We start from the raw sequence: 26,938 nt of genomic DNA, 5'->3' as shown, positions 1-26,938 counted from the left end.
AAAGTACCTTGAGGTACTTAGCTGGCCAGACGTCGTCGCAATTCCGCAAGGCGTGAAGCCGAAGATGCGTCAACAACTTCGTCCCCTACCTCAACGCGGATTCCGCCAATCAACGCCGGGTTGACGTTGACGTTGATCTTCAAGTCGCGCTGGTACAAATTGTTGAGCCCGTTCTGCAGACGGCGCAGTTGCTCATCCGTCAGAGGACGAGTCACCGTTACATCTGCAATCCAACGCTGCTGACGCTTGGCAACGAGTCCCAGGAAGGACTGCACCAAATCAGTTGGCTTGTGTCCGCGTGGAGCGGCAACTGCCTGACCAATCAGCGACTTGGCTGCATCAGAAGCGTTAGGTACCAAGGCGAAAGCAAGCTTCTCTTTCGCGGTGGCATCTGCTTGAGGTTCATCCAGCGCGCGCTGAACATCATGGCTAGAAGCAACAACACGATTGAACGAGAAGAGTTCATCTTCAAGTCGCTCGAGTCCTTCAGAACCATTCTTTTCAGCGGAGGAAATGGCCGCCGTTGCTCCAAGCGTCTCAAGCGCATCCCCGATGTCGCGGGGGTCGCCCCAACGAGAGCCAGCAAGTTTTGCGACGATTTCGTTCGTTGCGCCGGATACCTTCCCGTTCAACAGACCGGAAACGAGGTTTACCTTGTCCTGACCCTCGCGGGAAGGATCAGTCAGCGCACGCCGGAGACCGGCGTTGCTGTCCACGATGCCCAGAACCGCGAACAATTCTTTTGCAAGCTCAACGTCGTTCGAGCCCAATTTGGACTCGAGGACGGCCTGAGCTTGCGCGAGGGATTCACTTGATACGCGAGACATCAGTTGGAAGCACCTGCGTTCTGGGTGGATTCGAGATCTGCCAAGAAGCGATCAACCACACGAGAGGCACGAGCGTCGTCAGCGAGGGACTCGCCTACGATCTTGCCAGCAAGTTCAGTTGCCAAGGTGCCGACTTCGGTGCGAAGGGAAGCAACCGCGGCTACGCGCTCTGCTTCGATCTGCACGTGTGCCTGCTCGGTAATACGAGCGGACTCGGAAGCAGCCTTGGACTTCAGATCAGCAAGGATCTGAGCACCTTCAGCGCGGGCCTCTTCACGAATGCGGTTAGCTTCCGTGCGAGCGTCCTGGAGCTGCTGCTTGTACTCTTCAAGCGCGGCGTTGGCTTCTGCCTGAGCGGCTTCTGCCTTCTCAATTCCGCCTTCGATGGCGGCGGTGCGCTCAGCGAAGGTCTTTTCGAACATGGGCACTACGGCCTTGTTCACAATGAAGAGCAGGATCGCAAAACCGATGACGGTGACCACGATTTCCCACACGTTGGGGATCAGTGGGTTAGCACCTTCAACAGCTGCATATAGTACTGCGTCGTTCATTATTCACCCGTCTTTCACTAGTTCGGCTTGGTTACTGGAAAACCAGTAACTAGGCGCCGATAACGAAGGAGAAGACGAGGCCGAGGATAGCGAGTGCTTCAGTAAGTGCAAGGCCAAGGAAGGCGATTGGCTGAAGAACGCGCTGCGCTTCAGGCTGGCGAGCAACACCGTTGATGTAGGCCGCGAAGACCAAACCAACGCCGATACCACCGCCGATAGCGGAAAGGCCGTATCCAATGAGGTTAAGGGAGCCTTGGATTTCCATTTTGTTCCTTTCAAGAGCCACCATAGGCGGAGGCAATTTGATGCGATTGGTGGTTTCCCTCTTTATTCAAGAGGGACAGCTACTAGTGGGCGTCGGAGATCGAGCCCTGGATGTAGATCGCGGTCAGCAGGACGAACACGTATGCCTGCAGAACCTGGATCAAGATTTCGAAGAGGTACATTCCCACACCGCCGGCGAGGGTAAGTACGCCGAGGCCCTTCATGAGTCCTTCGCCTTCGAAGAGCAAGTACGAAGTACCTGCGGCAGACAAGGCGATGATCAAGTGGCCGGACAGCATCGTCGCAAAAAGACGGAGGCTGTGGGTGATGGGACGAACGAAGAAGTTCGAGATGATCTCAATGACGATGATCAACGGGAGGATGGCCATCGGCACTCCAGATGGAACCGTCATGACCTTGAAGAACTTGCCACCGTGACGCTGGAAGCCAAGGTAGATCCAGTAGAGGTAAACAATGCCGGCTAGAGCGTAGGCGGTTCCCACGTGGGAGGTGGTTGGCAACTGCAAGAGCGGAATGGATCCGAACAGGTTGTTAACCAAGATGAAGAAGAAGAAGGTCACCAGGATCGGGACGAAGCGCTTGAATTCGCGCTCACCGATCACGTCCTTTGCAACGCCATTGCGAATGAAGGAGTATGCCGACTCTCCAAGGAACTGGAACTTGCCCGGAACGAGCTTGCCCTTCTTGGAGGAAGCAATGAAGAACCAAGCAATCAGTGCAACGGAGATGAGGATGAGGAGCATCTGCTTACCGAAACCGGTTCCGTACTCAGCTCCCCACGGCAAGATTTCTGGAAGGTGAAGATCCTCGAGCGTGGGGGCGTGAAACACGCCGTCCTGGGAAGTAGAAGCCGGAAGCGCAAGCGCAATCAACGCGATTCCTCTCGTCAGTGTCCGTGTGGGCATGGCACTCCACCCAAGAAATTGAGGCGGAGTGAAATTAAGTTTTTGGGGCTACGTCCGTGGTCCCGCGTCGCGACCTTGCGCGCGTTCATTGCGGTGCATTACTGCTAGATAAAACCCGCCAACGCCGCCAATGACAACGCCTAGAAATTTTATCCAACTCAGCTGGAAGAGGTAATCCACTCCCCAGCCTATCAAACCCCACGCGAGCATCCCGCCAAGTATGTAGACAATAAGGTCTTTTCGGAATGAGACCTCGGTCTCACCCTTCGCTCTCTTATTAACTGTCAACGATGACCTTCGCTTTGGTGTGGTGATGAACGATGCCAAGGCTGAATGCCCAGTGGCTATTCTACGGAATTATGCGGTATCCCCGTAAAGCAACCACCTTGTGCGTGCAAATGTGAACATTTCAGCAATTTGCCACAGAATCACAGCGCCAATGGAAGACCAGAGGAAGACCGAAGGCATGAGCCAGTCCGGTCGTGGGAAAGCGAAGACCAAAATGCCAAAGCCCACGACCTTCACCACATAGGCAGCCAAGAAGGCGCCAATGACGGCAGAAGGATTGCGCTTCCCAACAATGTGCGCCACCAGGAGGCTGATTCCCGAGAAGACCATCACCAAGAGTGCGCCGGCAATAACGTTGACGGCGGCAGTTCCACCCAAAGCAACGCCAAAGACCACTGCGGCAAAGATGGCGACAGCACCGACCTTGATCAAACACTGGATAAGTATCTTCAGCCAGGGCGAGGAGGTGCCGGCAGACACCTGAACCCGCGATGTTCCCGAGGTCTCGGAGGGGTTCTGATCTGGTGTGGTCACGCTAGTTCTCTTTTCCTGGACGCGGCATGGTTTCGCCGTCGAAGACCCTAACCGGCGACTCCCCCGCACGCGCTCGTCTCAAGCGGCGTCGCTGCCATGGGTTGCTCGTGATGTATGCCGTTATCAAGAACAGGACCACCAGCACGGGAATCAAAATTCCGTAATGAACAAAGTTGAAGGCGACGGTACCGAACGCCACGAGCGCTGACCATAAGTACAACAGCAAGACTGCCTGACGCTGAGTCCAGCCGCCATCAATGAGTTTGTGGTGCAGGTGACCGCGGTCCGCTGAGAAGGGCGAGCGCCCGCTTGCGGTCCTACGAACCACGGCGGCGGCGAGGTCAACGAGAGGCAACAGGATGACAGCAATCGGTAAAAGAATGGGCATGTAACTTGGGACGTTGCGGAACCGGAATGCGCCCAGCGCGCCAACATCGGCGGTTACTGCTAAGGCAGCCGTGGACATGATGAGTCCAATGAGCATGGCTCCGGACTCCCCCATGAAAATGGTGGCCGGATAGAAGTTGTGAATGAGGAATCCTAGTGAGGCGCCCAGGAGCAACGCCATCAGCAGCGCTGCCAGGTTCGAATGATCGAACTCGTTGATGGTTCGCGCCAGCACGTAGGAATAGATGAAAAACGCCGCAGCCCCAATTGCCGCGACGCCGGCCGCCAATCCGTCCAGACCATCGACGAAGTTGATGGCGTTCATGGTCAGGACAACGACAAAAACGGTCAGGCCAATCTGCAAGCTCTCGCTGTTGATGTGAATCCATCCCACCGGCATGGCTTCCAGGCGGATTCCGTTCAGGGCAATCACCAATCCGGCGAGAGCCTGTCCGGCCATCTTGGCGTACCAGCGCAGGTCAAAGATGTCATCGATGACGCCGACCACGAGCACTATGAGGCAGGCGAGAAAGATTCCGTTTAGCGGCAGTGGGTTGGCAAATACGCCTTGAAAGAAGGGCATTTGCGAGCTCAGCGCCAGCCCGATCAGCACTGCGATGATCATGGCTACTCCCCCGAGCTTCGGGATGGGTCGCTGGTGAACGTCCCGTTCTCGAAGTGCTGCGGGTACAACAAAGCGTGATCCTACGGCCCGCATGACTGGTGTCAGTAAGAAGGCGATGACGCAGGACGTCGCAATGAGGAGCAGATAGAGCTTCATGAGGCGGAGGGCGTGCTCTCCTGGCCTTCGGTAGCTGTACTAGCGCTAGCCGTAGTCTCGACTGCCGGGTTGTCGACTGCCGTGGCCTCTACGGCCGTGGTCTCGTCATCGGCAGCGTCAGCCTCGGAATCGTTATCCGATTCCTCCGAGCTCTGCGGCATCCGAATGGCGGGATCCAACTCTTGAAGCTGTTCCAACGAAACAGCGCCGAGCCGCACCACAGTGGGAACCTCGGAGGTGTAGTCAACAATGGTGGACGGAAGCGCTTCGGTGCCAAACGGATCAGCGGTCAGCGGACGAGAACCGTCTTCGAGGTAGACCTCGACGGATTCCAAAAGCATCTCTTGTGCGTCAGCTGCCGTGGTTGCGGCGGGCTGGCCTGATCGGTTAGCCGAGGAGACGGCAAGTGGGCCGGTCTCCGCCAAGAGTTCGAGCGCCAGGGCGTCGTCGGGAACGCGCAACGCCACGGTTCCCTTGGTTTCGCCCAGGTCCCACGTGAGGGATGGCTGCGCGTGCAAAATGACGGTGAGCGGGCCGGGCCAGAGTTCTTCAACGACTCGGTGCACAGCCTCGGGAATGTCACGGGCCAAACCCTGCATGGTTCCGGGTTGCGGAATCAAGACCGGTGGCGGCATATTGCGACCGCGGCCTTTGGCTGCCAAGAGTGTTGCTACTGCCTTCGGGGAAAAGGCGTCGGCGGAGATGCCATACACAGTATCCGTTGGCATGACAACGCACTGTTTGGCCTCGATCGCGGCTTTTGCAGCGGCGAAACCAGCCGCGCGTTGGCCCGGATCATCACAATCGAAAAATTGGCTCACGGCTTCATTCTTTCATCTTCAGCGGGATAGTCGGCGCGCTGACGTGGCGCGGTCTCTGCCCGTCAAGTCCTGGTGCGTTTGAATATCGCGCCATAGACCTGTTCCAGCAAGGATTTTTGTCACGGCCGCAGCTTGCACTTCGGCGTGTTCCATCACGAAAAAGCCGTCATCCTCCAGCAAGAAGGCAGCCCGTTGCATCACGATGCGCGGGAACTTCAGGCCGTCTTCGCTGCCGCCGTAGAGCGCCATTTCGGGATCGTGGAGGCGAACCTCTTCATCCTGTGGCACGGCTCCGGTAGGAATATAGGGAGGGTTGGAGATGACGACGGCGAAGCTCGCCTCCTCTTCCTCCAGTGCGGTTCCAAAATCCCCGGCGAGGAGCCGGACACCCAGCGGGCTGAGGTTTCGTTCGGCCCACGCGAAAGCATGCGGAGAGAGCTCTACCGCCGTAACGTCGGCGTGCGGGACCTCGTGCGCGATGGAGGCAGCAATGGCACCGGATCCTGTTCCGAGGTCCACCACTTTGGACCCTGCGGGAGCGTCCTTGAGATAGTCGATAACCAAACCGGCGACGGATTCTGTTTCGGGCCGCGGCACAAACGCTCCAGGGCCCACCTCAAGTTCGAGGTATCGAAATGGAGCCTTACCGGTGAGGTGCTGCAACGGAATACGCTGAGCACGCTCGCTAACAAGGTCTTCAAACGTGTCGGCTTGCGCGTCATTGAACTGAAAGCCAGCAATCTTCAGGGCGCTCACGCGTCCCCTGCTCTCCCCCAGCGTATGTGCCGCTAATAACTCAGCGTCAGGCAGCGGCGTCGTAATCCCGGAATCCCTCAATAAGGAGACCGCCCACGAAAGCGCCGCCGCCAGATCCTTCTCAGACACTGAACTAGCTGGCGTCGTCGCCAAGGGCTTCGAGGCGGTGCGCCTCATCCACCTGGATGCACGACTGAATAATCGGTTCGATGTCACCGTTCATCACGGCATCAAGGTTGTACGCCTTGTAGCCCGTGCGGTGATCGGCGATGCGATTTTCCGGGTAGTTGTAGGTACGAATGCGCTCAGAACGGTCCATGGTGCGCACCTGCGAGGAGCGAACTGCCGCGTTCTCAGCGTCAATCTGCTCTTGCTGCCAGGCCAGAAGTCGCGAACGAAGCACGCGCATGGCGGCTTCACGGTTCTGAATCTGGGACTTTTCGTTCTGCATGGCCACCACAATGCCCGTGGGCAAGTGGGTGATGCGAACTGCGGAGTCAGTGGTGTTCACGGACTGTCCACCCGGACCGGAGGAACGGTAGACGTCGATCTTGAGATCGTTCTGGTGGATCTCGAGCTCTTCTGGCTCGTCCACTTCAGGGAACACCAGCACGCCAGCAGCCGACGTGTGGATACGTCCTTGCGATTCCGTGACCGGAACGCGCTGCACGCGGTGCACGCCTCCTTCGTACTTCAGGTGCGCGTAAACGCCCTGCGCAGGATCGTTCGAGTTGCCCTTGATAGCAATCTGCGCATCCTTGTAACCGCCGAGATCGGATTCGTTGTAGGAGATCATCTCCGTCTTCCAACCCTTGGTCTCCGCGTAACGCATGTACATGCGCAAAAGGTCAGCTGCGAACAGCGCTGCTTCGTCGCCACCTTCACCGCCCTTGACTTCCAAGATGACGTCGCGCGCATCGTTAGGATCACGTGGGATCAACAGGCGGCGAAGTTTCTCTTCGGCAACGGGCAAGCGCTCTTCAAGCTCTACCAGCTCGGCAGCGAACTCGGGATCTTCGTCCGCCATTTCCTTGGCAGCTTCGAGGTCGTCACCAATGTGCTTCCAGTTGTTGTACGCGTCCACAATGGCGTTCAGCTCGGCGCCGCGGCGACCCAACTTGCGGGCAAGCGCGGGATCCGCGTAGACCTCTGGTTCGCTGAGGCGTCGTTGAAGTTCGGCGTGCTCGTCGAGAAGGCTCTGCACTGACTCAAACATGAGGGGGTTCTTTCGTTCGATGGACTACCAAGAGTTAACGGCAAACTGCCTGAGCCCGGCAAGTGCGCGGGCTCAGGCAGTAGTTGCACTAGGACTCGTTCTTGGATCCTAAAGTGGTCTTGGAAACGAGCATCAAGAATTCAGCGTTGGACTGGGTTTCCTTGATCTTGGTGGTCAACAATTCCAATGCCTGCTGCTGATCGAGGCCCGAGAGCACGCGGCGCAAGCGCCACATGATCTTGATTTCCTCAGGTGAGAGCAGGTTTTCTTCACGGCGGGTGCCGGAGGCGTTGACGTCAACAGCTGGGAAGATGCGCTTATCCGCAAGGTTGCGGGACAAGCGAAGCTCCATGTTGCCGGTGCCCTTGAACTCTTCGAAGATGACCTCGTCAGCCTTGGATCCGGTCTCTACAAGAGCGGTAGCCAAGATGGTGAGCGAGCCACCGTTTTCGATGTTGCGAGCAGCACCGAAGAAACGCTTTGGCGGGTACAGTGCCGCAGCATCCACACCACCGGACAAGATACGTCCGGATGCTGGTGCGGACTGGTTGTAAGCACGGCCCAAGCGAGTCATCGAGTCAAGGAGGACCACAACATCCATGCCCAGCTCCACCAAGCGCTTAGCGCGCTCAATAGCGAGTTCGGCGACCGTGGTGTGATCGTCTGCTGGACGGTCGAAAGTCGAAGCAATGACTTCGCCGCGCACCGAGCGCTGCATGTCCGTCACTTCTTCAGGACGTTCGTCCACAAGCACCATCATGAGATGCACTTCTGGGTTGTTCTTCGTGACGGCGTTCGCAATGGACTGCAAGACCATGGTCTTACCGGCCTTTGGAGGCGACACGATCAAACCGCGCTGGCCCTTACCAATAGGAGCGATCAGGTCAATGACACGTGGGCCAATGATCTTCGAGTCCGTCTCAAGGCGCAAGCGCTCTTGTGGGTACAAAGGAACAAGCTTGTTGAACTCAACACGATCAGTGTTCTCATCAGCTGGCTTGCCGTTGACGCTCTGCAACTTCACCAGAGCGTTGAACTTCTGACGCTGGTTCTGGTTTTCGCCTTCGCGAGGTGCGCGGATGGCACCGACTACGGCGTCGCCCTTACGCAGGTTGTAACGCTTCACCTGGTTCAAGGAAACGTAGACATCGTTGGCACCCGGCAAGTAGCCGGAGGTGCGAATGAAGGCGTAGTTCTCGAGAACGTCCAAGATGCCAGCTACTGGCAATAGGACGTCATCCTCGGTGAACTCGGTGTCGTCAACGTCCGGCTGGTTACGGTTGCCGCGGCGGTTGCGACGATCGTTGTTACGGTCGTTGCGATCATTGCGGTTGTTGCGGTCACGCTGACGATCGCGGCGGTTGGTGCGCGAGTTATCGTTCTCAGAATCGCGCTGATTGCGAGTGTTGCGGCGATCATTGCGGCTGGTCTCGCCGTCAACTTCTTCGCGCTCCTGGCGATCGTTGCGTTCATTGCGGTCGGTGCGCTCGTTACGGTCGGAGCGATCATTGCGCTCGTTGCGATCATTACGCTCGCCGCGCTGTTCGCGGTCGTTGCGCTGTTCACGCTGCTCGGAGCCCTGTCCGCGATCCTGACGCTCGGAGCGGTCCTGGCGATCGCCACGATCTCCGCGCTGGTTCTCACCAGCGTTGTCCTGACCTTCTTGGCTTTCGTCCTCATTGCGGTTTCCGCGACCACGACGGTTGCGGGAACGGCGGTTCTCGTTACGAGAATCGTTGCGCTCTTCATCGCGGCCTTCGCCACGCTGATCCGAAGACTCGGCGTTTTCGCCGGTGTTCGTGGCGTTCGCAGCATCGGCCGAAGAAGCATCTGCTGCGGAATCGGAATCCTGGCCCGGCTCGCCTGCTGGGGCAGACGCACGGCGTCCGCGACCACGGCTTCGAGAATCACGTGAACGGGATTCGCGTGGTGCTTCTTCTGAGTCACCCGAAGCAGCAGGAGCTTCCTGAGCTGCCGGTGCTTCCTGAACGGCCGGAGCCGAGGAAACTGGGGCTGCAGTGGTAGCGGAGACTGGCGACGTCTCGGCTACTGCTGTCTCGCTACCGGCAACAGGTGCGCCTGCGGCGGCGCCGGCAACACGACGGCGACGCGTGCTGGTTGCGCGAGCGGCCGGAGCGGCGGTCTCAGTTGGAGCAGCAACAGCGTCAGCGCTTGGCGCCGCTACGGAAGTTTCAGCAACTGGGGCAGCTGCCGACTTCGACGAAGATGCCGAATCCGAGGAAGCTGATTCACCGCGCTGGTGGCTAGAAATTGCGGCGACGAGATCGCCCTTACGCATGCGAGAACCGCCTGAGATTCCCAACTGCGAGGCCAAAGTCTGCAACTGAGCAAGCTTCAAGCCTGCAAGTCCAGCACTCTTGGTGGTATTTGTGGTGTCCACGCCCGCTTCGGGGCTAGTGGTTTCGGTCACGAAGGTTCCTTCTCCCTCGTCAGGCAAGTTCTACAGAATGAACTTGCTTATGAATGATGCAACTCCACGTCAGATGTGGAGAGTAGTGAAAACGGGTCATCACCCGCATCTCCCGAGAGTTCTGGCACGTCGCTCCACGGCGATGTCATCCAAATTTGTCAATATTGGCTTGAGACGTACTCAACCAGATACGTGGGAGTGAGCAAGAGCGTTGCGCGCTATGAGATAGCTGCAGAATGTTGCTATTGCTCTTCTACTCTAACACCGTTTTCATCTACTGAAGTCACTAAGACACGCCAGCCCTCACGGCCTTCTACTCGGCGCGCCACTTCTTCCGCCACCGACTGTGACGAGCACATGACCATCACAGTAGGTCCAGCCCCGGAAACCACGGCAGCGTATCCCAGCTCGCGAAGTTCGGCGATGAGTGCGGCGGAATCCGGCATGGCTTCGGCCCGGAAATCCTGGTGAAGCTGATCAGCTGTTGCCATATGCAACAAGGTCAGATCAGAGGCAAGAGCGTGCACCAAAAGACCAACGCGCCCACCATTTGAAGCGGCCACGGAATGCGGCACGGAAGCAGGGAGGAGCCCGCGGGCACGGTGCGTTGAGAGTTCAACGTCCGGAACCATCAAAACCGGTACTAGATCCTCGCTCAGCTTGGCGCGCACGGTTCCAAAGGATTCAATGTCCTCTTGCCACGAAATGGTGAGACCACCAAAGACTGCCGGGGCAACATTGTCCGGGTGACCTTCAAGGATGGCCGCTCGTTGGAACAGCTCCACGGTCTCCAGCTGACGGTCTTCCGGCAGCGCCGCGTTAGCAGCCCACAGCGCGGAGACAATTGCGGCAGCCGAGGATCCCATTCCTCGACCGTGCGGAATCACGTTGTGCGCAGTTAGAACAAAACCGGTTGGTTCGCACCCTTCGGCAGCCCAGAATTCGCGAATCGTCCGCGCTACCAAGTGGGTCTCATCGGTCGGAAGCGAAGCGGAACCCTCACCTTGAACGCGAACCGACACTGCGGCGTCGTCCGTTGTCTCTAACCGAATTTCGTCATGAACGTTCAGCGCTAAGCCCAGCACGTCGAAGCCGGGGCCAAGGTTTGCGCTGGTTGCTGGTACGCGGACGGTGATGGTTTGTCCGCTGGCAATTTTCAGTAGAGCGTACGACGACGCCGCGTGAGTCTGCATTAATGCTTCGTTTCGAGGGTTCGGCAGTTCTGGTGACTGGCTGGGAGCAAGGGCCGCCGCTTAGGCGAGGCCCAGGACCTTTGCGGTGGAGAGGACGTCAGCGCCCACCTTCGTAGGCTGAACCTCGGTGCCATCGGCACCCTTGAGAGCCCACTGTGGGTCCTTCAGTCCGTGACCGGTCACGGTGATGGCGATGGTTGCACCCGTTGGGGCGTTACCAGCGCGGTGGTACTTGAGCAGACCTGCGACACCCGCTGCGGAACCTGGCTCCACAAAAACGCCTTCCTTCGAAGACAACCAGCGGTGAGCTTCCAAGATCTCTTCGTCCGTCACAGCGTCGATCAGTCCGCCGGATTCGTCGCGAGCAGCAATGGCGCCGTCCCACGAAGCCGGGTTGCCGATGCGGATCGCTGTCGCGATGGTCTCAGGGTTCGTGATGGGGTGACCCGCAACGAACGGGGCCGCACCTGCAGCCTGGAAGCCCCACATGATGGGACGCTTCGTGGACACGGCTGGCAAGACGCCACCGGTTGGGGAATCGTAGGGCTGGCTGTACTCGGTGTAACCCTTCCAGTAAGCCGTGATGTTACCGGCGTTACCAACGGGCAAAATGTGGAAGTCCGGAGCGTCACCGAGAGCGTCAACAATCTCAAATGCTGCGGTCTTCTGACCCTGAATACGGGCGGGGTTCACGGAGTTCACCAGGAACACCGGGTAGTACTCGGAAAGCTTGCGAGCAATGTCCAAGCAATCATCAAAGTTGCCGTCTACCTGCAAAAGCTCGGCGCCGTGGGCAATAGCCTGGCTGAGCTTGCCCATGGCAATGCGTCCGTCCGGAACCAACACTGCACACTTCAAGCCAGCCTGCGTTGCGTAGGCGGCAGCGGAAGCGGAGGTGTTGCCGGTGGATGCGCACACCACAGCCTGAGCGCCCGCCTGAACGGCAGCCGTCATGGCCATGGTCATGCCGCGGTCCTTGAACGAACCCGTGGGGTTCATTCCTTCAACCTTGAGGTAGACCTTGTTTCCGGTGAGTTCGGACAACGCCGGTGCGAACACCAACGGAGTGCCGCCCTCGCCGAGGGTAATGACTTTGGTGTCCTGGTCAACGGGGAGTCGTTCCGCGTATTCGTTGATGACGCCGCGCCACTGATGTGCCATGCGGTTAGTTTCCTTCCACTCGGAGGACAGAATTGACGCGCGAGACTACGTCGAGCTCGCGAATGCTTGCTACGGTCTGGGCGAGCGCTTGCTCGCTACCGCGGTGGGTGATGATGCGCAGTACGGACGCCTGGTTTTCTTCATCGTTTCCGCGAGACTGACGCATTTGTTCAATGGAGACGCCGTTCTCAGCGAAGATCGCGGCGATGCGAGAGAGCACACCGGGGCGGTCCGTGACCGTCAAACCGATGCAGTAGCTGGTCATGACGTGCTCGATGCCCAACGGCTTGAGATCCGAGGAACGAACTTCCACCACTTCGTCGGCATCCTTAGCGGCGCCCACACCGCGCGTCAGGCGACGCACTGCGGAGACCAAGTCGCCCATGACGGCAGAAGCCGTGGGACGACCGCCAGCACCCTGGCCGTAGAACATGAGCTCGCCCGCGTTGTCCGCTTCGACGAACACCGCGTTGAAGGCGCCATGAACGGCACCCAGCGGGTGAACGCGAGGAATGAGCGTGGGGTGCACGCGCATCGCGACACCGTCTTCAAGACGTTCCGCGATCGCTAGAAGCTTGATTACGAAGCCGGCTTCCTTCGCTGCGTCGACGTCGTCAGCGGTGATGGACGTGATGCCTTCGCGGTAAACATCTCCAAGACGGAAGTCTGCGTGGAAGGACAGCATCGAGAGGATTGCGGCCTTCGCGGCGGCGTCGAAGCCTTCAATATCGGCCGTCGGGTCCGCCTCGGCGTAGCCCAGATCTTGAGCCTGCTTCAAAACATCGGCGAAGTCAGCACCCGTGGTGTCCATCGCGTCCAAGATGAAGTTGGTGGTGCCGTTGACGATGCCCATGACCTTGGTGATGCGGTCGCCGGAAAGTGACTCGTTGATAGGGCGCAGGATGGGGATCGCGCCAGCAACTGCTGCTTCGAAGCCCAAGTGGCCGCCATTTTCACGAGCCAGCTGGAAGAGTTCGGCGCCGCGCTCTGCAAGGAGCGCTTTGTTACCGGTGACCACTACGGAGCCGCGTTTCAATGCACGAGCCACGAGCGATCCCGCCGGTTCAATTCCACCGATGAGCTCAATGACAAGATCCGCTTGATCCACGAGGGCTTCAGCGTCCGTGGTCAAGAGTTCGGGAGCAATGTGCTGACCGCGCTTCGTTGCGGTATCACGCACCGCAATGCCAATCAGCTCAAGCTTTGAGCCAGCACGAGCTGCGAGTACTTCTGAATCTTCAATCAGAATGCGGGCTACTTCAGAGCCAACATTTCCGGCGCCGAGGAGGGCGACCTTGAGGGTATTCACGTATTTACTTCGCTCCCAAATCACGATCGAACAAGTCGTCTTCTGTTTCGCGGCGAATCATCAGGCGCGCTTCTCCCTCGCTGACGGCTACAACAGCGGGGCGGCCTAGGTAGTTGTAGTTGCTAGCAAGCGCCCAACAATAGGCTCCGGTTGCTGGAACGGCCAACAAATCCCCGGCGGTGATGTCAGCGGGCAAGTATGCATCCTTGACCACGATGTCTCCACTTTCGCAGTGTTTGCCTACAACTCGCGAAATTATTGCGTCGGCCTGTGACGACCGATTAGCTAGGACAGCAGAGTAATCGGCGTCGTAGAGTACGGGCCGAGCGTTATCGCTCATGCCGCCATCCACGGACACATAGTGACGCGGGGAATCGCCAAGTTCGCTATCCACGATGACGGTCTTGCGCACTCCCACTTCATACAGCGTGAACGTGGTGGGGCCAACAATTGACCGTCCTGGCTCAATGGAAATGCGCGGCGGCGTAATTCCCGCACGTTCGCAGGACACCTTCACGATTTCAGCCATAGCGTTTGCGAGCTCTTCCGGGCTGCGCGGCTCGTCCTGTTCCGTGTAGGCGATGCCGAAGCCGCCGCCGAGGTCCAGTTCTTTAAGTACGACGCCGTGGTGTTGCGAGATTGCCCCGAGGAACGTCACCATTCGTTCGGCTGCGAGCGCGAAACCGTCGGTGTCGAAGATTTGGGAACCGATGTGGCTGTGGATGCCGAGCAGGTTGATGCTGGGGTCCTTGAGCGCGCGGCTGACAGCGACGGAGGCTGGGGACTTTCCTTCAACTTCGCCGGCACCATCGAGCAGCGGGTCACCTTCCACCATGGAGAGGCCAAACTTCTGGTCCTCGTGGGCGGTGGCGATGAATTCGTGAGTGTGCGCGTGAACGCCAGGGGTCAAGCGCAACATGACGTTGGCTTGCTGACCAAGGCGCTTGGCGATGGTTGAAACGCGTTCGAGTTCATCGAGCGAATCCACCACAATGCGACCTAACCCGGCTTCGATGGCACGGGTGATTTCGGCGACGGACTTGTTGTTGCCGTGCAAACCGATGTTCGCGGGCTCAAGTCCCGCGCGCAGGGCGAGGGCTAGCTCTCCACCGGAGCAGGTGTCCAGACGGAGGCCTTCTTCCTTGACCCAGCGGGCCACGTCGAAGCTCAAGAATGCTTTGCCTGCGTAGTAGACGTCTACTCCCCCGCAGATCTCAGCGAAGGCCGCATCGAAAGCTTGCTTGAAGGCTCGCGCGCGGGAACGGAAATCATCCGCATCCATGACGTACAACGGCGTCCCAAACTCAGCCGCAATGTCCTTGACGCTGAGTCCCTGAATCGAGACTGCGTCGTCGTCCTGGGAACGGCTCACGCCAGCAGCCCATTCAGCCGGGCGCAGCGCGTTGACATCCGCAGGGAAGCTCAACCATTCGGGAGCCAGGGGTGAAATCGGCACCTTTACATCCTTTCCGGAGCGGACACGCCCAACAGGCTCAGTCCGGACTTGAGCACCTGAGCCGTGGCGTCGTTGAGCCACAAGCGTGCCTGGTTCTGTGCGGTAATCTCTTCGCCCGCAAGCGGAGCAATGCGGCTGTTGCCGTACCAGCGGTGGTACGTACCGGCAAGCGATTCGAGGTAGCGGGCAACACGGTGTGGCTCGCGGAATTCGGCCGCGGCCGAGACCATCGCGGGGAACTGTGCGAGTGCCGCGAGCAGGTCGTTATCCCACTCGGAGACCAACTGGGTAGCGTCCAATTCTCCGCGCACCACGCCCGAGGCCTCCGCATTGCGGGCAGCCTGACGGGAACGAGCATGCGCGTACTGCACGTAGAACACCGGGTTCTCGTTGGTCTGCTGCTGAAGCAGATCCAAGTCGATGTCGATGTTGGAGTCAGTGGAGTAACGAGCGAGGGAGTAACGCGCCGCGTCTACACCCACGATTTCCACGAGGTCCTCGAGCGTGACGACAGTGCCGGCGCGCTTAGACATACGCACGGGGGTGCCGTCCTTGACGAGGTTCACCATCTGGCCGATAAGCACTTCGATGCCGTCCGGGTTGTAACCCAGAGCGGCCGCGGCAGCTTTCAAGCGTGCGACGTATCCGTGGTGGTCAGCACCCAGCATGTAGATGCTGGTGGTGAAGCCGCGCTCGAACTTGTTGCGCGCATAAGCGATGTCTCCGCCAATGTAGGCAGCGTTGCCATCGGACTTGATAACCACGCGGTCCTTGTCATCACCGAACTCGGTGGAACGAAGCCACCAAGCACCGTCATTGAAGTAGAGCTTTCCGGAACCCTTGAGTTCCTCGAGTGCCTTCTCAACAGCGCCTTCTTCAAAGAGCGAGTTCTCGTGGAAGTAGACGTCAAAGTCCACCCCGAAGTCGTGGAGCGAATTGCGGATCTCAGCAAACATGAGGTCAACGCCGCGCGCACGGAACTCTTCTTGCGGATCCTCAGATTCCAAGATGTCTGGTTTCTGAGCCGTGACGGCTGCAGCGATGTCATGGATGTACTGTCCGCCATAACCGTCCTCGGGGGCAGCTTCACCCTTGGCGCTGGCCAGCAAGGAGCGCGCGAAGCGGTCAATCTGGTTGCCGTGGTCGTTGAAGTAGTACTCGCGAGTGACCTTTGCGCCTTGCGCGGTCAAAATACGAGCCAGCGAATCGCCAACTGCCGCCCAGCGGGTTCCACCCAAGTGGATGGGACCCGTGGGATTAGCGGAGACGAATTCCAGGTTGATGCGCTGACCCTTGAGGGTCTCGCCCGTTCCGTAGACGTCGCCGGCTTCAACAATGGTCTTTGCCAGTTCGCCTGCAGCGCCTGCCGCTAGGCGGATGTTCATAAAGCCGGGGCCGGCGATCTCGACGGACTCGATTCCGTCGAGCGCGGATAGCTCGCCTTGAACCAATTCGGCGAAGGCACGTGGGTTCATCCCCGCCTTCTTGCCCAACTGGAGTGCAACGTTGGTAGCCCAGTCTCCGTGCTCGCGGCTCTTAGGCCGCTCCACTCGAACCTCGTCAGGCAACTCAACGGCAATAGCGCCTTGTGAGATGAGTTTGTCAAGGACGGAACGAATGGCAAGGGAGAGTTCTTCTGGAGTCACCCGTCAAGGATACCCGCGAGGAACTTGAGTTTTCGCGCCGCTACAGCGGAAAGCCCCGTTGTGACACTCTTTGAAAAAATTGTGCCCACTTCTGGTGTTTCGAGAACCACTTACCGCAATAAATCGAGAGAATAGTGTTCGTGGACTCGTTTCTTGCCCTTGTTTGGTGGATCGGTGGCGCCGTCGCGGCGCTGGCCGTTCTTGTTGTGGTTGCCGATAAGCTTCGTCGCCATCTGGCCAACAAGAAGCTTGCGCGCCAACTGATGGAGTATGAGGAACGTCACCGAAAGGCAACGTCCTGGCCCGGTTCGGTCACCGCTGAGGAGCTTGAAAACGTCAAGTTCTCCGCCGTGACGTTCCACGAGGGGTACGAGACTCTCGAGGTTGATAACCTCCTAAGCCACGTTCATGAGGCGCTCGTGGCCCATGAACGGGGGCCCCGGTACCGCCTTCCGGCCGGCATTCTGATGTCCACCGAAATTCCAGAGATCGCTTTTAGTACCACCAAGAATCGCGAGGGCTACCACCAAGGCGAAGTTGACGCTTTCGTGAATCGCATCTTCGAAACCCTGCACCGTTACGAACAGGGCCGCGGCGAATTCGCGTTCCCCCGGGTGAGCCAGGTTGAGTCGGCCTCAGCACCTAAACCGTCAGAAGAGTCAATAATTGCTCCCGAGCCTCGCCGCGAATCACGCCCGGTAGCTCGTCCGCAGGTTCAATCTCCCGCGCCTCGCATCACCGAGGCCGCAGCATCGCAAGAGACTTCTGCACGCAAACCGCATTTCCGAATTCTTCCCGGACATGTGGATGGCCCGCCGGCGCGCCTGCCTGAAGCTCCACGATCAACTGGTTCTGAAGAAGACCCTGACGTGGAGCACCGACGCACCGGCAGTTGGGGCTGAGCTAAAAAGTCCTGCTAAGCTCTTAGCTGTCCTTTCGGGACCCCCGCCCTCGTAGCTCAGGGGATAGAGCGTCTGCCTCCGGAGCAGAAGGTCGAAGGTTCGAATCCTTTCGAGGGCACCATCTTTTACTAGCCGACTAGGCGTTCGGCGCTTCCACCACAGACTTCGTGTCAGTGATCGTGGCAATGTTCAACAAGGCGAAGCTCAAAGCAGCCTCATGCCATTCCGCATTGATGCTGGACGTGGCGTCGGAAACAATCGAAACTTCAAAGCCGTGATCAGCTGCGTCACGCACGGTGTGCTCAACGGCCATGTTGGTCCAGCCACCCACCACAACAACCTTGGAAACGCCCAAGTTGCGCAGGATGAAGTCCAGTCCACTGCCGTTGAAAGCGCTCATGCGGTTACGGTCCAGAACAATGTCACTGTCAGCTGGCTTGAGCTCGTCAACGATCTCAGCTCCCCAGCTTCCTAACTTGAATGACTCTGAGCCCAGCATGTTGGAGATCGGGGCGTTGGTTCCGCCAGCTGCACCTGGGTACACCACAATGCGGTTAAAAATCACAGGAGCGCCTGCTGCACGAGCGGCGTCGAGGATGGTGCTGACGTTGCCCACCAGATTCTGGGACTTAGGGTGTGATCACGGGTCGCTCAAAGCACCCCGTTCAGGCTCAGTTTATGAGCCAAAGAGCGCCTATCGCCCTTGGCTCGTAAAATCGCAATTTAGCTCACAACAAGAGACAACTCACCGGTGGTAGCGCTTGTTCCTCAACGCGTTCAGCGCCACCACAAAGACACCCGTACATTCGTAACGCATCCCACTCCTTGTGCAGCGACAGCGTTAGTCCGATTCTTTCCCCATTCACGTTCTGGTCACCTTCGCGTCGCTTGCACGTCACTTCTCGAGCCTACGATCGCGGGTGTTCCATAGTGGATACTTTCTCTTCCTTCTTTAGGAGATTCTCATGACTCGCACTTTCTTGACCCGCCTCGGCGCGGTAGCAGGCGCCGTCGCCCTTGCCGCCTCACTTTCCACCCCAGCCGTCGCCGCACCTGCCGCGGAAAACACCAAGGACGCCTACACTTTCGGCGTGTTCGGCGACGTCCCTTACGGCGCAGCCCAGGTTGCCGAATTCCCTTCCATGATCTCGGATCTGAACACGCAAACGGATTTGTCCTTCCTCACCCACGTGGGTGACATCAAGGCCGGCTCCGCTCAGTGCACGGACGAGTACTTCCAGATGATTCGCGCGCAGTTTGACCGCCTAGAGACTCCCCTGATTTACACTCCGGGTGATAACGAGTGGGTTGACTGCCACCGCACGAACAATGGCTCCTACAATCCTCTCGAGCGTCTTGACACGCTGCGCGAAATCTTCTTCCCAGTTGCCAACAAGACTCTCGGCGCCACCATGCCAGTGAAGTCTCAGGCAGCGATCGGTTTGCCGGAGAACGTGAGCTTCACGAAGCAGCGCGTTGAGTTCGCTGTGGTGGATGTTCAGGGCTCCAATAACTCGTTGGCTCCATGGTCCGGCTTGGGCTTGACGGAGGCGACTGATGAGCAGCTCGCTGAGGAAGCGCACCGCACCGAGGCCAACGTTGCGCTGATCAACCAGACGTTCGCGAAGGCTGAGAAGACTAACGCTCGCGGCGTGGTCATCATGACGCAGGCTGACATGTTTGATCCATGGCAGTTGACTCAGAACGTGGAGCAGAACCCAGAGCTGGTCTCCGGCTTCCATGAGACGGTTGAGGCAATTGCAGCTGGCGCTCGTTCCTTCGACGGTCCGGTGTACTTGTTCAACGGTGACTCCCACGTCTACAACGCTGATGAGCCGCTTGCTGAGGGTTCCCCTTGGGTGAACGTCTACGGCATTGAGCCGCTCACCAACTTGCAGCGCATCACGGTTGCGGGTGCCGCTACCAGCAATGAGTGGTTGAGTGTTTCCGTGGCTCCTGCAAACCAGCAGACTGATGAGCTGTTGACCTGGGAGCGCGTTCAGTTTCAGAAGTAAGTAGTACGACGACGCCGCTCGGCTTCGAGGATTAACTTCCCGAGACGAGTGGGTTGAGTTCGGTTAGCCCCGGTTCTCGCGCCATTGCGTGAGGGCCGGGGCTTTCCACTAAGCTTGGTGAGCTATGGCCTTGACGATTTCATACCCCGAATCCCTGCCTGTTAGCGCGCGCCGCGAAGATATCAAGAAGGCAATTTCTGAGCACCAAGTGGTGATCGTTGCCGGTGAAACGGGTTCGGGCAAGACCACGCAGCTCCCCAAGATGCTTTTGGAGATGGGGTACGGCGAGCGCGGTGTCATTGGACATACGCAGCCCCGTCGTCTGGCAGCACGCACGGTCGCTGAGCGTCTTGCTGAGGAGCTTAGCGTGGAGATCGGCGACGAGGTGGGCTACCAGGTTCGCTTCACCGGCGAGGTCTCTAAGCAAACCCAAGTGAAGCTCATGACGGACGGCATTATGCTGGCCGAGGTCCCGCAGGATCGTAAGCTCGAGCGTTACAGCGCCATCATCATTGACGAGGCCCACGAGCGCAGCTTGAACATCGATTTCCTCATGGGGTACCTCAAGCGGCTCCTCCCCCAGCGCCCGGATCTGAAGATTGTCATCACGTCGGCAACGATTGACCCCGAGCGCTTCGCCAACCACTTTGGTACCGAAACCACCCCGGCACCCATCATCGAGGTGTCCGGGCGTACCTATCCGGTGGAAATCCGCTACCGGCCGTTGGCTGCAGACCCCTCCTTGGATGAGGATGAGCTGGATCCCGAGTCCGCTCTTGAAGAAGACAAAGACCCCGTCGACGGTATTTGCGATGCCGTGGTGGAACTGTCCAAGGAAGCCCCCGGCGACATTCTGGTGTTCCTCTCGGGAGAACGGGAGATCCGCGACGCCGCGGATGCACTACGTTCACTTGTGGAACGCAATCGCCGTCTCGCTGGCACGGAGATCCTGCCGCTGTTTGCACGCTTGTCCTTGGCCGAGCAGCACCGCGTCTTCAATCCCGGTTCCCAGCGGCGCATTATCTTGGCAACGAACGTTGCGGAAACCTCGCTGACGGTTCCGGGCATCAAGTACGTGATCGATACAGGTGTTGCACGTATCTCCCGCTACTCACACCGCACTAAGGTTCAGCGGCTCCCCATTGAACGTATCTCGCAAGCGAGCGCTAATCAGCGTTCGGGCCGTTGTGGCCGCGTGAGCGATGGCATTGCCATCCGCCTGTATTCCGAAGACGATTTCACCTCACGCCCGGAGTTCACGGACCCTGAAATCCTGCGCACCAATCTGGCCTCGGTCATATTGAGCATGAGCGCGATGGGCATCATTTCTTCCCCGAAAGATGTTGGCGATTTCCCGTTCGTTGAGAAGCCGGATGCGAAGGCCGTGAACGACGGCGTGCTGTTGTTGCGTGAGCTGGGCGCCATGGGTGGCGGCAGCGGCGCGGGCAGCGGGACTGCCGGCGGCAGGAACGCCAACGGCATCACTCGTACCGGACGCCAGCTAGCCAAACTTCCCGTGGACGTGCGCTTAGGTCGCATGATCCTAGAGGCCGGTCAGCGCGACTGTGCCAAGGAAGTCATGGTTTTGGCTGCCGCGCTGAGCATTCAGGACCCTCGAGAGCGCCCTTCTCAAGAGAGCGGAAAGCGCGAGCGCGCCACCGAGCTTCATCGACGTTTCGAGGACGAATCCTCTGACTTCTTGGGTTACTTGAATTTGTGGCGTTACCTTCAGGAGAAGCAGCAAGAACTCTCCTCGTCCGCTTTCCGGCGCTTGTGCAAGCAAGAGTTCATCAACTATCTCCGCGTGCGCGAGTGGCAGGACCTGTTCACTCAGTTGCGCCAGTTGGCCAAGTCCGTGGGCATCAAGATCGCAGCGGCTCCCATTGATCCAGTAGCCAACGCGGACAACGTACACATGTCTTTGCTCTCCGGACTGGTGAGTCACATTGGTTTATGGGATGAACGCAAGCGCGAATACCAAGGCGCGCGCGGCAGTCGCTTCGCAGTCTTCCCAGGGTCCTCCTTGTTCAAGAAGAAGCCCGACTGGGTCATGGCCGCCGAGCTCGTGGAAACCTCCCGCCTCTGGGCGAGGACTAACGCGAAATTCGATCCCGCGTGGGTGGAGCTTGTTGCTCCCCACCTCGTGAAGAAGACCTACTCTGAACCCCATTGGTCTTCCACCTTGGGATCGGTCATGGCTTATGAGAAGGTCACAGCATTTGGTCTCCCGGTGGTTCCCCAACGGCGTATCCAGTTCCGCAACGTCAACCTGCGTTTGGCGCGCGAAATGTTCATTCAGCACGCGCTCGTGGAAGGCGATTGGAAGACCCGCCACGCCTTCTTCGCACGAAACCGTAAGCTCCTTGAGGACATTGAAGAGCTCGAAACTCGAACTCGTCGCCGCGACCTCCGTGTCTCCGATCAAGACCTCTTTGACTTCTATAACGAGCGCGTCGGTCCCGACGTCACGAGTGAACGCCACTTTGACGCGTGGTGGAAGAAGGCCCAGCAGGACAACCCCACACTTCTAGACTTCGACGCCGACGCTCTGCGTAGCGATGAAGCGGACAACGTGGATGAGAGCGCCTACCCGCGCACCATGCGGCACGGCGATCTTGAGCTGGATTTGCGCTACGAGTTCAATCCCGCGGCGCGCGACGACGAGAGCGACGGTGTAACCGTTCGTGTCCCCGTGCTGTTCTTGAACCAGCTGGATCCGGCACGTTTTGCCTGGCAGGTTCCGGGCTTCCGAGAAGAACTGGTCACGGCGCTCATCAAGTCTTTGCCCAAGAACATCCGGAAGAACTTTGTCCCGGCCCCGGACGTGGCCCGTCAAGCAACTGCCGCGCTCAACGCCGAGTTTGACCCCACTACCGATGCGCTGGAGCCTTCCCTTGAGCTGGTTCTTCGACGTCTACGCGGATTCGTCATCCCGCCCGGCTCCTGGAATTGGGACGCAGTTCCTGCACACCTTAAAGCGAAGTTCGAAGTCCTCGGTTCTACCAACAAGGTGTTGGCTCGTTCCGAAGACCTCAAGTACCTGCAGGTCTCTCTTGCCACCCAGAACCGACAGGCGATTGCTGCAAGCCTAGAATCACCCCAGCCCGGTGCATCAAAGACACCCGGGGCTAAAGCGACTGCCGGCGCTCAAGGGAACAAGAACGCACCCAGCGCCACACCCAAAACTTTGCCGAAGGGTAAAAATGCTCGGACGGCTGGCAACTCTGCAGCCTCGGAGGTGCGCGGCACGTGGGAACACGCAGGCATCAAACAGTGGGACCAGAACGTCGGCGAACGCGGAGTCATTCATCGCAAGATCGAATCCACGGTTGCCGGGAAAACCATCACGGCCTATCCGGCACTTGCGGACGAAGTCACTACCGTTCGGTTGACGGTTTTTAGAAGCGTCGCCGAACAACAAGCGGCTCACCGTGCCGGTGTAGTGCGTTTGCTTCAGCTGACCATTCCTTCGCCGGCTCGCTACGTGCTGGATCACCTGAAAAATAACGAGAAGCTGGTGTTTTCGCAGAACCCGCACGGTTCCGTGGATGAGCTGATTCGGGACAGTTCGCTGGCCGCAATTGACGCGTTGGTGCCGGCGAATCTGCCCTTCACGCAAGAAGAGTTCCAGAAGCTCTACGATGCAGTGCGCGCGGATTTGATCGACACGGTCTTTAGCATCACGGCTTTGGTGGAGAAAACACTGTCCAGCTCGCTGCGCATCACCAAGCGACTCTCTGCTTCACATTCCCCGGCTTTGGCCGCGAGTCTGGCAGATATCAAGAGCCAGCTGGAGTTGCTGGTGTACCCAGGGTTTGTGGCCCGCACAGGTGCAGCACAATTGCGACACCTTCCGCGGTACTTGCAGGGCATGGAGAAGCGACTGGATAAGCTTCAGTCCGGTTCGGCTCCGCGAGAAGCCCAGAACATCACAGCAATTCAGGCGCTCGAGGATGAGTATGACTCCGCGTTGGATCAGTTGTTGCCCAACCAAAGCACGCCAGCGGAGCTAGCAAAGATCAAGTGGATGCTTGAAGAGTTCCGTGTCAGCTTGTTTGCTCAAGAACTCGGCACGGCGCATCCGGTGTCAGAAAAGCGGATCCGCACCGCGCTCCGCGAAGCGTTGGCCCAGCTCAAGAACTGAGCCAACGCCCGCTCGGGGCGGCGGATTCAGCGGCCCGGGTACGTCATAGACGATGCCCCAGGTTCTCCCTAAGCAGGCAACGGACCCGCGTCAGCCACAGAATCCGTGTGGCCCGCTTGCCGCAAAGCAACGCGCAAGAGGTGAGCTGCGTCGTCGAACTCCGCATCTGGAACATCAGTGCGCGCATTCGCAAGATTGAAATCATCCAGCGAATTCACGGGCCACACGTGCACGTGAAGGTGCGGCACTTCGAAGCCCGCAATCATGAGGCCTGCGCGCTCGGCACCAAACGCCGTCACCTGAGCGGCACCAATCTTCTGGGCCACTTCGGTAGCGTGCGCCACGAGCTCAGCGGGGGCGTCCGTCCACTTGTCGATCTCTTGACGCGGCACCACCAGAGTGTGTCCCTTGGTGATCGGTCCGATCGACAAGAAGGCAACAACCTTCTCATCGGCCCACACAAAGCGACCAGGGAATTCACCGGAAATGATCTTAGAAAATACGGTGCTCACCGTTACGCTCCTACGGTTTCGGCAGAGGCTGCGGCCTCACGCAAGCTGTTGACGTCCAGCACAAAGCGGTACTTCACGTCGCCAGCCACCATGCGCTCCCAAGCCTCGTTAACCTGGTCCACGGTGACAACTTCAACGTCGCTCACGATGCCGTGTTCGGCACAGAAGTCCAGCACCTCTTGGGTTTCAGCGATCCCGCCGATGTTGGATCCCATGTAGGTCAAACGGCGAGAGATGAGTGCGCCGGGTTTGATGGGAGGCATGTCTTCAGAAGGCAAGCCCACCTGCACCAACGCACCGTCCACCTTCAAGGTGCGCAAGTAGGCGTTCAGATCATGAGGGGCCGCGACGGTGTCGATGATGACGTCCAAGGATCCGCGAGCATCCTTCATGGCTTCCTCATCGCGGGAGAGCACCACGCGGTCTGCACCGAGTTCACGAGCGGCCTCAATCTTGGATTCAGACGTGGTGAAGACGGTGACAACGGCGCCCATGGCCTTGGCCAGCTTGACGGCCATGTGGCCGAGCCCGCCCAAACCAACTACACCTACCTGATCATCCTCGTCCACGAACAAGTGGTTCAGTGGGGAGAACGTGGTAATTCCGGCGCAGAGAATCGGGGCTGCGGCGGCCGGGTCAAGGTTCTCCGGAACGTGCAGCACGAAGTCCTGATCCACCACAATCGAGGTGGAGTATCCGCCCTGAGTGTATTCGCCGGTCTTCGGGTTGGTGGCCGCGTAGGTGCCAATGGCTCCGTTGAGGCAGTACTGTTCCAAGCCCTGTTCGCAGGATTCGCACTGTCCGCAGGAGTCCACGAGACAGCCCACGCCCACGCGCTCGCCAATTTCGAAGCCTTCAACCTCGCCACCAAGTGCCACTACACGGCCCACGATTTCGTGACCGGTGACGAGCGGAAGCTTCTTGGTGCCCCACTCACCGCGAGCGGAGTGCACATCGGAGTGGCACAATCCGCAGAAGTCAATATCAATATCGATGTCGCGGGGTCCTACGGCGCGGCGCGGAATGTCGAGGCGCTCAAGCTGTCCGCCTTCTTGCACCATACCCACGGCGTGGGCGGTGCGGCCGGCGGAAACGCTATCGCGCAAAGCTGCTAGATCTTTTAGGGCGGGAGGCACGGGGCGGCCAGCGTTTGGAGTCATACCTCGAAAGTACCACTTCTCAACTGCCGCGAGCAGGCCGCCTAATCTAGTGTTCGTTCGTTTCCGGTAGCCACGGGGAGGTGCTCGTCAGCGGACCATTGTGACCACGAACCCGGATAGAGTGCCGCCTCGATTCCGGCCACCTCGAGCGCCAGAATTTGGTGCGACGCGGTAATTCCGGATCCGCAGTACGCGGCGACCGGACGATCCTTCTCATTCCCTTCTGTAAACAGCGGCGCAAAGCGCGCTTGCAGTGCTTCGGTGGACTTGAAATACCCTTCTGCGGTGACGTTCTCGCTGGTCGGCGCACTGATAGCACCGCGGATGTGTCCGGCACGAGGGTCGATCGGTTCGGTCTCACCGCGGTAGCGCTCCCCCGCTCGCGCGTCCAGAAGTGACCCGAATTGGGCGAAGGAGGCGACGTCCTGATGCTTCACTATGGGCTTAAGATTCCACGGGAGTACGACGACGCTGGGTTGCGGCCGCGGGACATTTCCGGTTTCGAGGGCTCCCCCTGCGCTGACCCAGGCATTGAGCCCACCGTCCAAGACCGAGCAACGAATTCCTGCGTTGCTCAGAAGCCACCACGCCCGCGCTGCAGACATTCCTGCGACCGAGTCATAGACCACCACGAGGTCATCTTGTTCAATACCCAGTGATCGCACCGTCTCTTGGAATGCCTCGTGGGACGGCAAAGGGTGGCGGCCATCTTCGCGGGTGGGCGGAGCCGCGAGTTCGGTCTCGAGATCCACAAAGAGCGCGCCCGGCAGGTGACCAGACTGGTAGTCCTCGAAGCCCACCGGCGTAGTCGACTCTTCAGTCTTGGCGAGTGATGCCGCTAAGGACCAGCGCACATCTATCAGGACCACGCGATCCCCGCGGTCTAGTCGAGCTGCAAGCTCGTGGGTATCCATGAGAGCCGGCTGAGGGCGCACGTCGGCGCTGTTCTCAACGCTGTTCTTGGAAATAATGATTTTAGAGTTGTTCTCAGAGCTCAACGCCCACACCGCTCTCAAGATTCTGGTACGAGGTTCCGAAGCGAGCAGAGATAGAGGCCAAGTGTTTTTCGATCACCGCACGGCCTCGGTCATTGACCATGGCGTCGTGAATGGGAAACGCACGCGCCGGGCGCACGGAGATCACGAAGTCCAACACTTCGGCGGTCTTTGACCAGGGAGCCTGAAATGGCACCAGAAGCACCTCAAGCTGGGAGGTGGCAACGGCCTCCGGCACCGTGAAGGAATCTCCGGGGTGGAAAACTTTCCCGTCAATCAAGTACCCCAGGTTTGCCACCACGGGAATCAGCGGGTGAATGACGGCGTGCTGACCACCAAAAGCGTCGATGCCGAACCCGGCAACGTCGAAGGGCTCACCAACGGCCGGAACTTTCACCCGCTGGGCGAGGGACGCTGAGGCTTGATCGCGGATCGCATCGGCGACTGTCTTCGGCGCGTAGATCGTGACGCCAGGATTCGCTTCCAGCAATGGCATCACGCGGGCGGCATCAAAGTGATCAGCGTGTTCGTGGGTGATGAGGACGGCGTTCGCACCGCTGAGAGCTGAATCGACGTCGCTTTCGCTCCCGGGATCAAGGACCAGAACCTTCAAGTCCTTTTCCAGGCGAACACAAGAGTGGCCAAACTTGGTGAGCTTCATGG

Annotated in this window: 22 protein-coding genes, 1 tRNA gene and 1 pseudogene; 4 read left to right on the top strand and 20 right to left on the bottom strand. The window is 58.9% G+C overall.

Annotated elements, in window-relative coordinates:
• Positions 1-17 precede the first annotated feature (17 nt).
• The 15 genes from HD598_RS12845 to argS form a co-directional block, all read right to left on the bottom strand.
• On the bottom strand, positions 18-827 hold the full coding sequence (locus HD598_RS12845; protein WP_071893342.1) for a F0F1 ATP synthase subunit delta: 810 nt from the start codon (positions 825-827) through the stop codon (positions 18-20).
• Positions 827-1,378 (bottom strand): F0F1 ATP synthase subunit B, encoded by a 552-nt coding sequence (locus HD598_RS12840; protein WP_183666380.1) that lies wholly within the window; start codon positions 1,376-1,378, stop codon positions 827-829. The genes HD598_RS12845 and HD598_RS12840 overlap by 1 nt, the downstream gene beginning before the upstream one ends.
• Before the next feature lie 49 nt (positions 1,379-1,427).
• Positions 1,428-1,643 carry an ATP synthase F0 subunit C gene (locus HD598_RS12835; protein WP_183640439.1) on the bottom strand — a complete coding sequence of 72 codons (216 nt, stop codon included), beginning with the start codon at positions 1,641-1,643 and terminating at the stop codon, positions 1,428-1,430.
• 82 nt (positions 1,644-1,725) lie between these two features.
• Positions 1,726-2,535, bottom strand: a complete 810-nt coding sequence (gene atpB / locus HD598_RS12830) for a F0F1 ATP synthase subunit A (RefSeq protein WP_183666896.1) — start codon at positions 2,533-2,535, stop codon at positions 1,726-1,728.
• Positions 2,536-2,925: 390 nt separating this feature from the next.
• Positions 2,926-3,390: a hypothetical protein gene (locus tag HD598_RS12825; RefSeq protein ID WP_183666378.1), complete on the bottom strand. Its 465-nt coding sequence runs from the start codon at positions 3,388-3,390 to the stop codon at positions 2,926-2,928.
• Between the two features lies 1 nt (position 3,391).
• On the bottom strand, positions 3,392-4,558 hold the full coding sequence (locus tag HD598_RS12820; RefSeq protein ID WP_183666376.1) for an MraY family glycosyltransferase: 1,167 nt from the start codon (positions 4,556-4,558) through the stop codon (positions 3,392-3,394).
• Entirely contained in the window at positions 4,555-5,379 is an 825-nt protein-coding gene (locus HD598_RS12815; RefSeq protein ID WP_183666374.1) for an L-threonylcarbamoyladenylate synthase, read from the bottom strand. The genes HD598_RS12820 and HD598_RS12815 overlap by 4 nt, the downstream gene beginning before the upstream one ends.
• Before the next feature lie 18 nt (positions 5,380-5,397).
• Positions 5,398-6,264: a peptide chain release factor N(5)-glutamine methyltransferase gene (prmC, locus tag HD598_RS12810; protein WP_311539040.1), complete on the bottom strand. Its 867-nt coding sequence runs from the start codon at positions 6,262-6,264 to the stop codon at positions 5,398-5,400.
• A gap of 4 nt (positions 6,265-6,268) precedes the next feature.
• A complete protein-coding gene (prfA, locus tag HD598_RS12805; RefSeq protein WP_183666370.1) occupies positions 6,269-7,351 on the bottom strand; it encodes a peptide chain release factor 1 in 1,083 nt (360 codons plus the stop codon).
• An 88-nt stretch (positions 7,352-7,439) separates the two neighbouring features.
• Positions 7,440-9,782 (bottom strand): transcription termination factor Rho, encoded by a 2,343-nt coding sequence (rho, locus tag HD598_RS12800; RefSeq protein WP_183666368.1) that lies wholly within the window; start codon positions 9,780-9,782, stop codon positions 7,440-7,442.
• A gap of 242 nt (positions 9,783-10,024) precedes the next feature.
• Positions 10,025-10,975, bottom strand: coding sequence for a homoserine kinase (gene thrB, locus HD598_RS12795; protein WP_183666365.1), 951 nt, complete (start codon positions 10,973-10,975; stop codon positions 10,025-10,027).
• Positions 10,976-11,035: 60 nt separating this feature from the next.
• Positions 11,036-12,136: a threonine synthase gene (thrC, locus tag HD598_RS12790; RefSeq protein WP_071893330.1), complete on the bottom strand. Its 1,101-nt coding sequence runs from the start codon at positions 12,134-12,136 to the stop codon at positions 11,036-11,038.
• Positions 12,137-12,140: 4 nt separating this feature from the next.
• Positions 12,141-13,445 (bottom strand): homoserine dehydrogenase, encoded by a 1,305-nt coding sequence (locus tag HD598_RS12785; RefSeq protein WP_183666363.1) that lies wholly within the window; start codon positions 13,443-13,445, stop codon positions 12,141-12,143.
• A 4-nt stretch (positions 13,446-13,449) separates the two neighbouring features.
• Positions 13,450-14,901 (bottom strand): diaminopimelate decarboxylase, encoded by a 1,452-nt coding sequence (lysA, locus tag HD598_RS12780; RefSeq protein WP_071893328.1) that lies wholly within the window; start codon positions 14,899-14,901, stop codon positions 13,450-13,452.
• A gap of 2 nt (positions 14,902-14,903) precedes the next feature.
• Positions 14,904-16,547 (bottom strand): arginine--tRNA ligase, encoded by a 1,644-nt coding sequence (argS, locus tag HD598_RS12775; RefSeq protein WP_183666362.1) that lies wholly within the window; start codon positions 16,545-16,547, stop codon positions 14,904-14,906.
• Between the two features lie 140 nt (positions 16,548-16,687).
• Between argS and HD598_RS13800 the strand changes: the two genes are divergently transcribed.
• Both HD598_RS13800 and HD598_RS12765 read left to right on the top strand, forming a co-directional pair.
• Positions 16,688-17,449, top strand: coding sequence for a DivIVA domain-containing protein (locus tag HD598_RS13800; RefSeq protein WP_183666360.1), 762 nt, complete (start codon positions 16,688-16,690; stop codon positions 17,447-17,449).
• Between the two features lie 45 nt (positions 17,450-17,494).
• A tRNA-Arg gene (locus HD598_RS12765) sits at positions 17,495-17,570 on the top strand.
• A 15-nt stretch (positions 17,571-17,585) separates the two neighbouring features.
• Here the strand turns inward: HD598_RS12765 and HD598_RS12760 are convergent.
• Positions 17,586-18,074, bottom strand: a pseudogene (locus HD598_RS12760) (cysteine hydrolase); the annotation flags it as partial.
• Positions 18,075-18,414: 340 nt separating this feature from the next.
• On the opposite strand from HD598_RS12760, the gene HD598_RS12755 reads away from it, so the two are divergent.
• On the top strand, positions 18,415-19,464 hold the full coding sequence (locus HD598_RS12755; protein ID WP_183666356.1) for a hypothetical protein: 1,050 nt from the start codon (positions 18,415-18,417) through the stop codon (positions 19,462-19,464).
• A gap of 124 nt (positions 19,465-19,588) precedes the next feature.
• Positions 19,589-23,608, top strand: a complete 4,020-nt coding sequence (gene hrpA, locus HD598_RS12750) for an ATP-dependent RNA helicase HrpA (RefSeq protein WP_183666354.1) — start codon at positions 19,589-19,591, stop codon at positions 23,606-23,608.
• A 68-nt stretch (positions 23,609-23,676) separates the two neighbouring features.
• Here hrpA and HD598_RS12745 read toward each other — a convergent pair whose 3' ends face one another.
• Genes HD598_RS12745 through HD598_RS12730 form a run of 4 tightly spaced genes read right to left on the bottom strand, consistent with a single transcriptional unit; the run spans position 23,677 to position 26,936 of the window.
• Positions 23,677-24,120, bottom strand: coding sequence for an HIT family protein (locus HD598_RS12745; protein ID WP_183666352.1), 444 nt, complete (start codon positions 24,118-24,120; stop codon positions 23,677-23,679).
• Between the two features lie 2 nt (positions 24,121-24,122).
• Complete coding sequence (locus HD598_RS12740) at positions 24,123-25,280, bottom strand: NAD(P)-dependent alcohol dehydrogenase (RefSeq protein ID WP_183666350.1); 1,158 nt, start codon at positions 25,278-25,280, stop codon at positions 24,123-24,125.
• A 41-nt stretch (positions 25,281-25,321) separates the two neighbouring features.
• Positions 25,322-26,278 carry a sulfurtransferase gene (locus tag HD598_RS12735; protein ID WP_260170572.1) on the bottom strand — a complete coding sequence of 319 codons (957 nt, stop codon included), beginning with the start codon at positions 26,276-26,278 and terminating at the stop codon, positions 25,322-25,324.
• Positions 26,268-26,936, bottom strand: a complete 669-nt coding sequence (locus tag HD598_RS12730) for an MBL fold metallo-hydrolase (RefSeq protein WP_183666349.1) — start codon at positions 26,934-26,936, stop codon at positions 26,268-26,270. Before HD598_RS12730 ends, HD598_RS12735 begins: the two co-directional genes overlap by 11 nt.
• Between the last annotated feature and the right edge of the window lie 2 nt (positions 26,937-26,938).

Origin of the sequence: Neomicrococcus aestuarii (assembly GCF_014201135.1) — a bacterium.
GTDB lineage: Bacteria > Actinomycetota > Actinomycetes > Actinomycetales > Micrococcaceae > Neomicrococcus > Neomicrococcus aestuarii.
This window is presented reverse-complemented; position numbering and strand designations above follow the sequence as displayed.

What these genes read in the sequence shown, in the direction of transcription:
- HD598_RS12840 (WP_183666380.1), bottom strand. Translation starts at nt 1,378, where the DNA reads ATGAACGACGCAGTACTATATGCAGCTGTTGAAGGTGCTAACCCACTG.
- HD598_RS12835 (WP_183640439.1), bottom strand. Translation starts at nt 1,643, where the DNA reads ATGGAAATCCAAGGCTCCCTTAACCTCATTGGATACGGCCTTTCCGCT.
- HD598_RS12730 (WP_183666349.1), bottom strand. Translation starts at nt 26,936, where the DNA reads ATGAAGCTCACCAAGTTTGGCCACTCTTGTGTTCGCCTGGAAAAGGAC.
- thrB (WP_183666365.1), bottom strand. Translation starts at nt 10,975, where the DNA reads ATGCAGACTCACGCGGCGTCGTCGTACGCTCTACTGAAAATTGCCAGC.
- HD598_RS12820 (WP_183666376.1), bottom strand. Translation starts at nt 4,558, where the DNA reads ATGAAGCTCTATCTGCTCCTCATTGCGACGTCCTGCGTCATCGCCTTC.
- prfA (WP_183666370.1), bottom strand. Translation starts at nt 7,351, where the DNA reads ATGTTTGAGTCAGTGCAGAGCCTTCTCGACGAGCACGCCGAACTTCAA.
- thrC (WP_071893330.1), bottom strand. Translation starts at nt 12,136, where the DNA reads ATGGCACATCAGTGGCGCGGCGTCATCAACGAATACGCGGAACGACTC.
- HD598_RS12755 (WP_183666356.1), top strand. Translation starts at nt 18,415, where the DNA reads ATGACTCGCACTTTCTTGACCCGCCTCGGCGCGGTAGCAGGCGCCGTC.
- HD598_RS12845 (WP_071893342.1), bottom strand. Translation starts at nt 827, where the DNA reads ATGTCTCGCGTATCAAGTGAATCCCTCGCGCAAGCTCAGGCCGTCCTC.
- hrpA (WP_183666354.1), top strand. Translation starts at nt 19,589, where the DNA reads ATGGCCTTGACGATTTCATACCCCGAATCCCTGCCTGTTAGCGCGCGC.
- HD598_RS12740 (WP_183666350.1), bottom strand. Translation starts at nt 25,280, where the DNA reads ATGACTCCAAACGCTGGCCGCCCCGTGCCTCCCGCCCTAAAAGATCTA.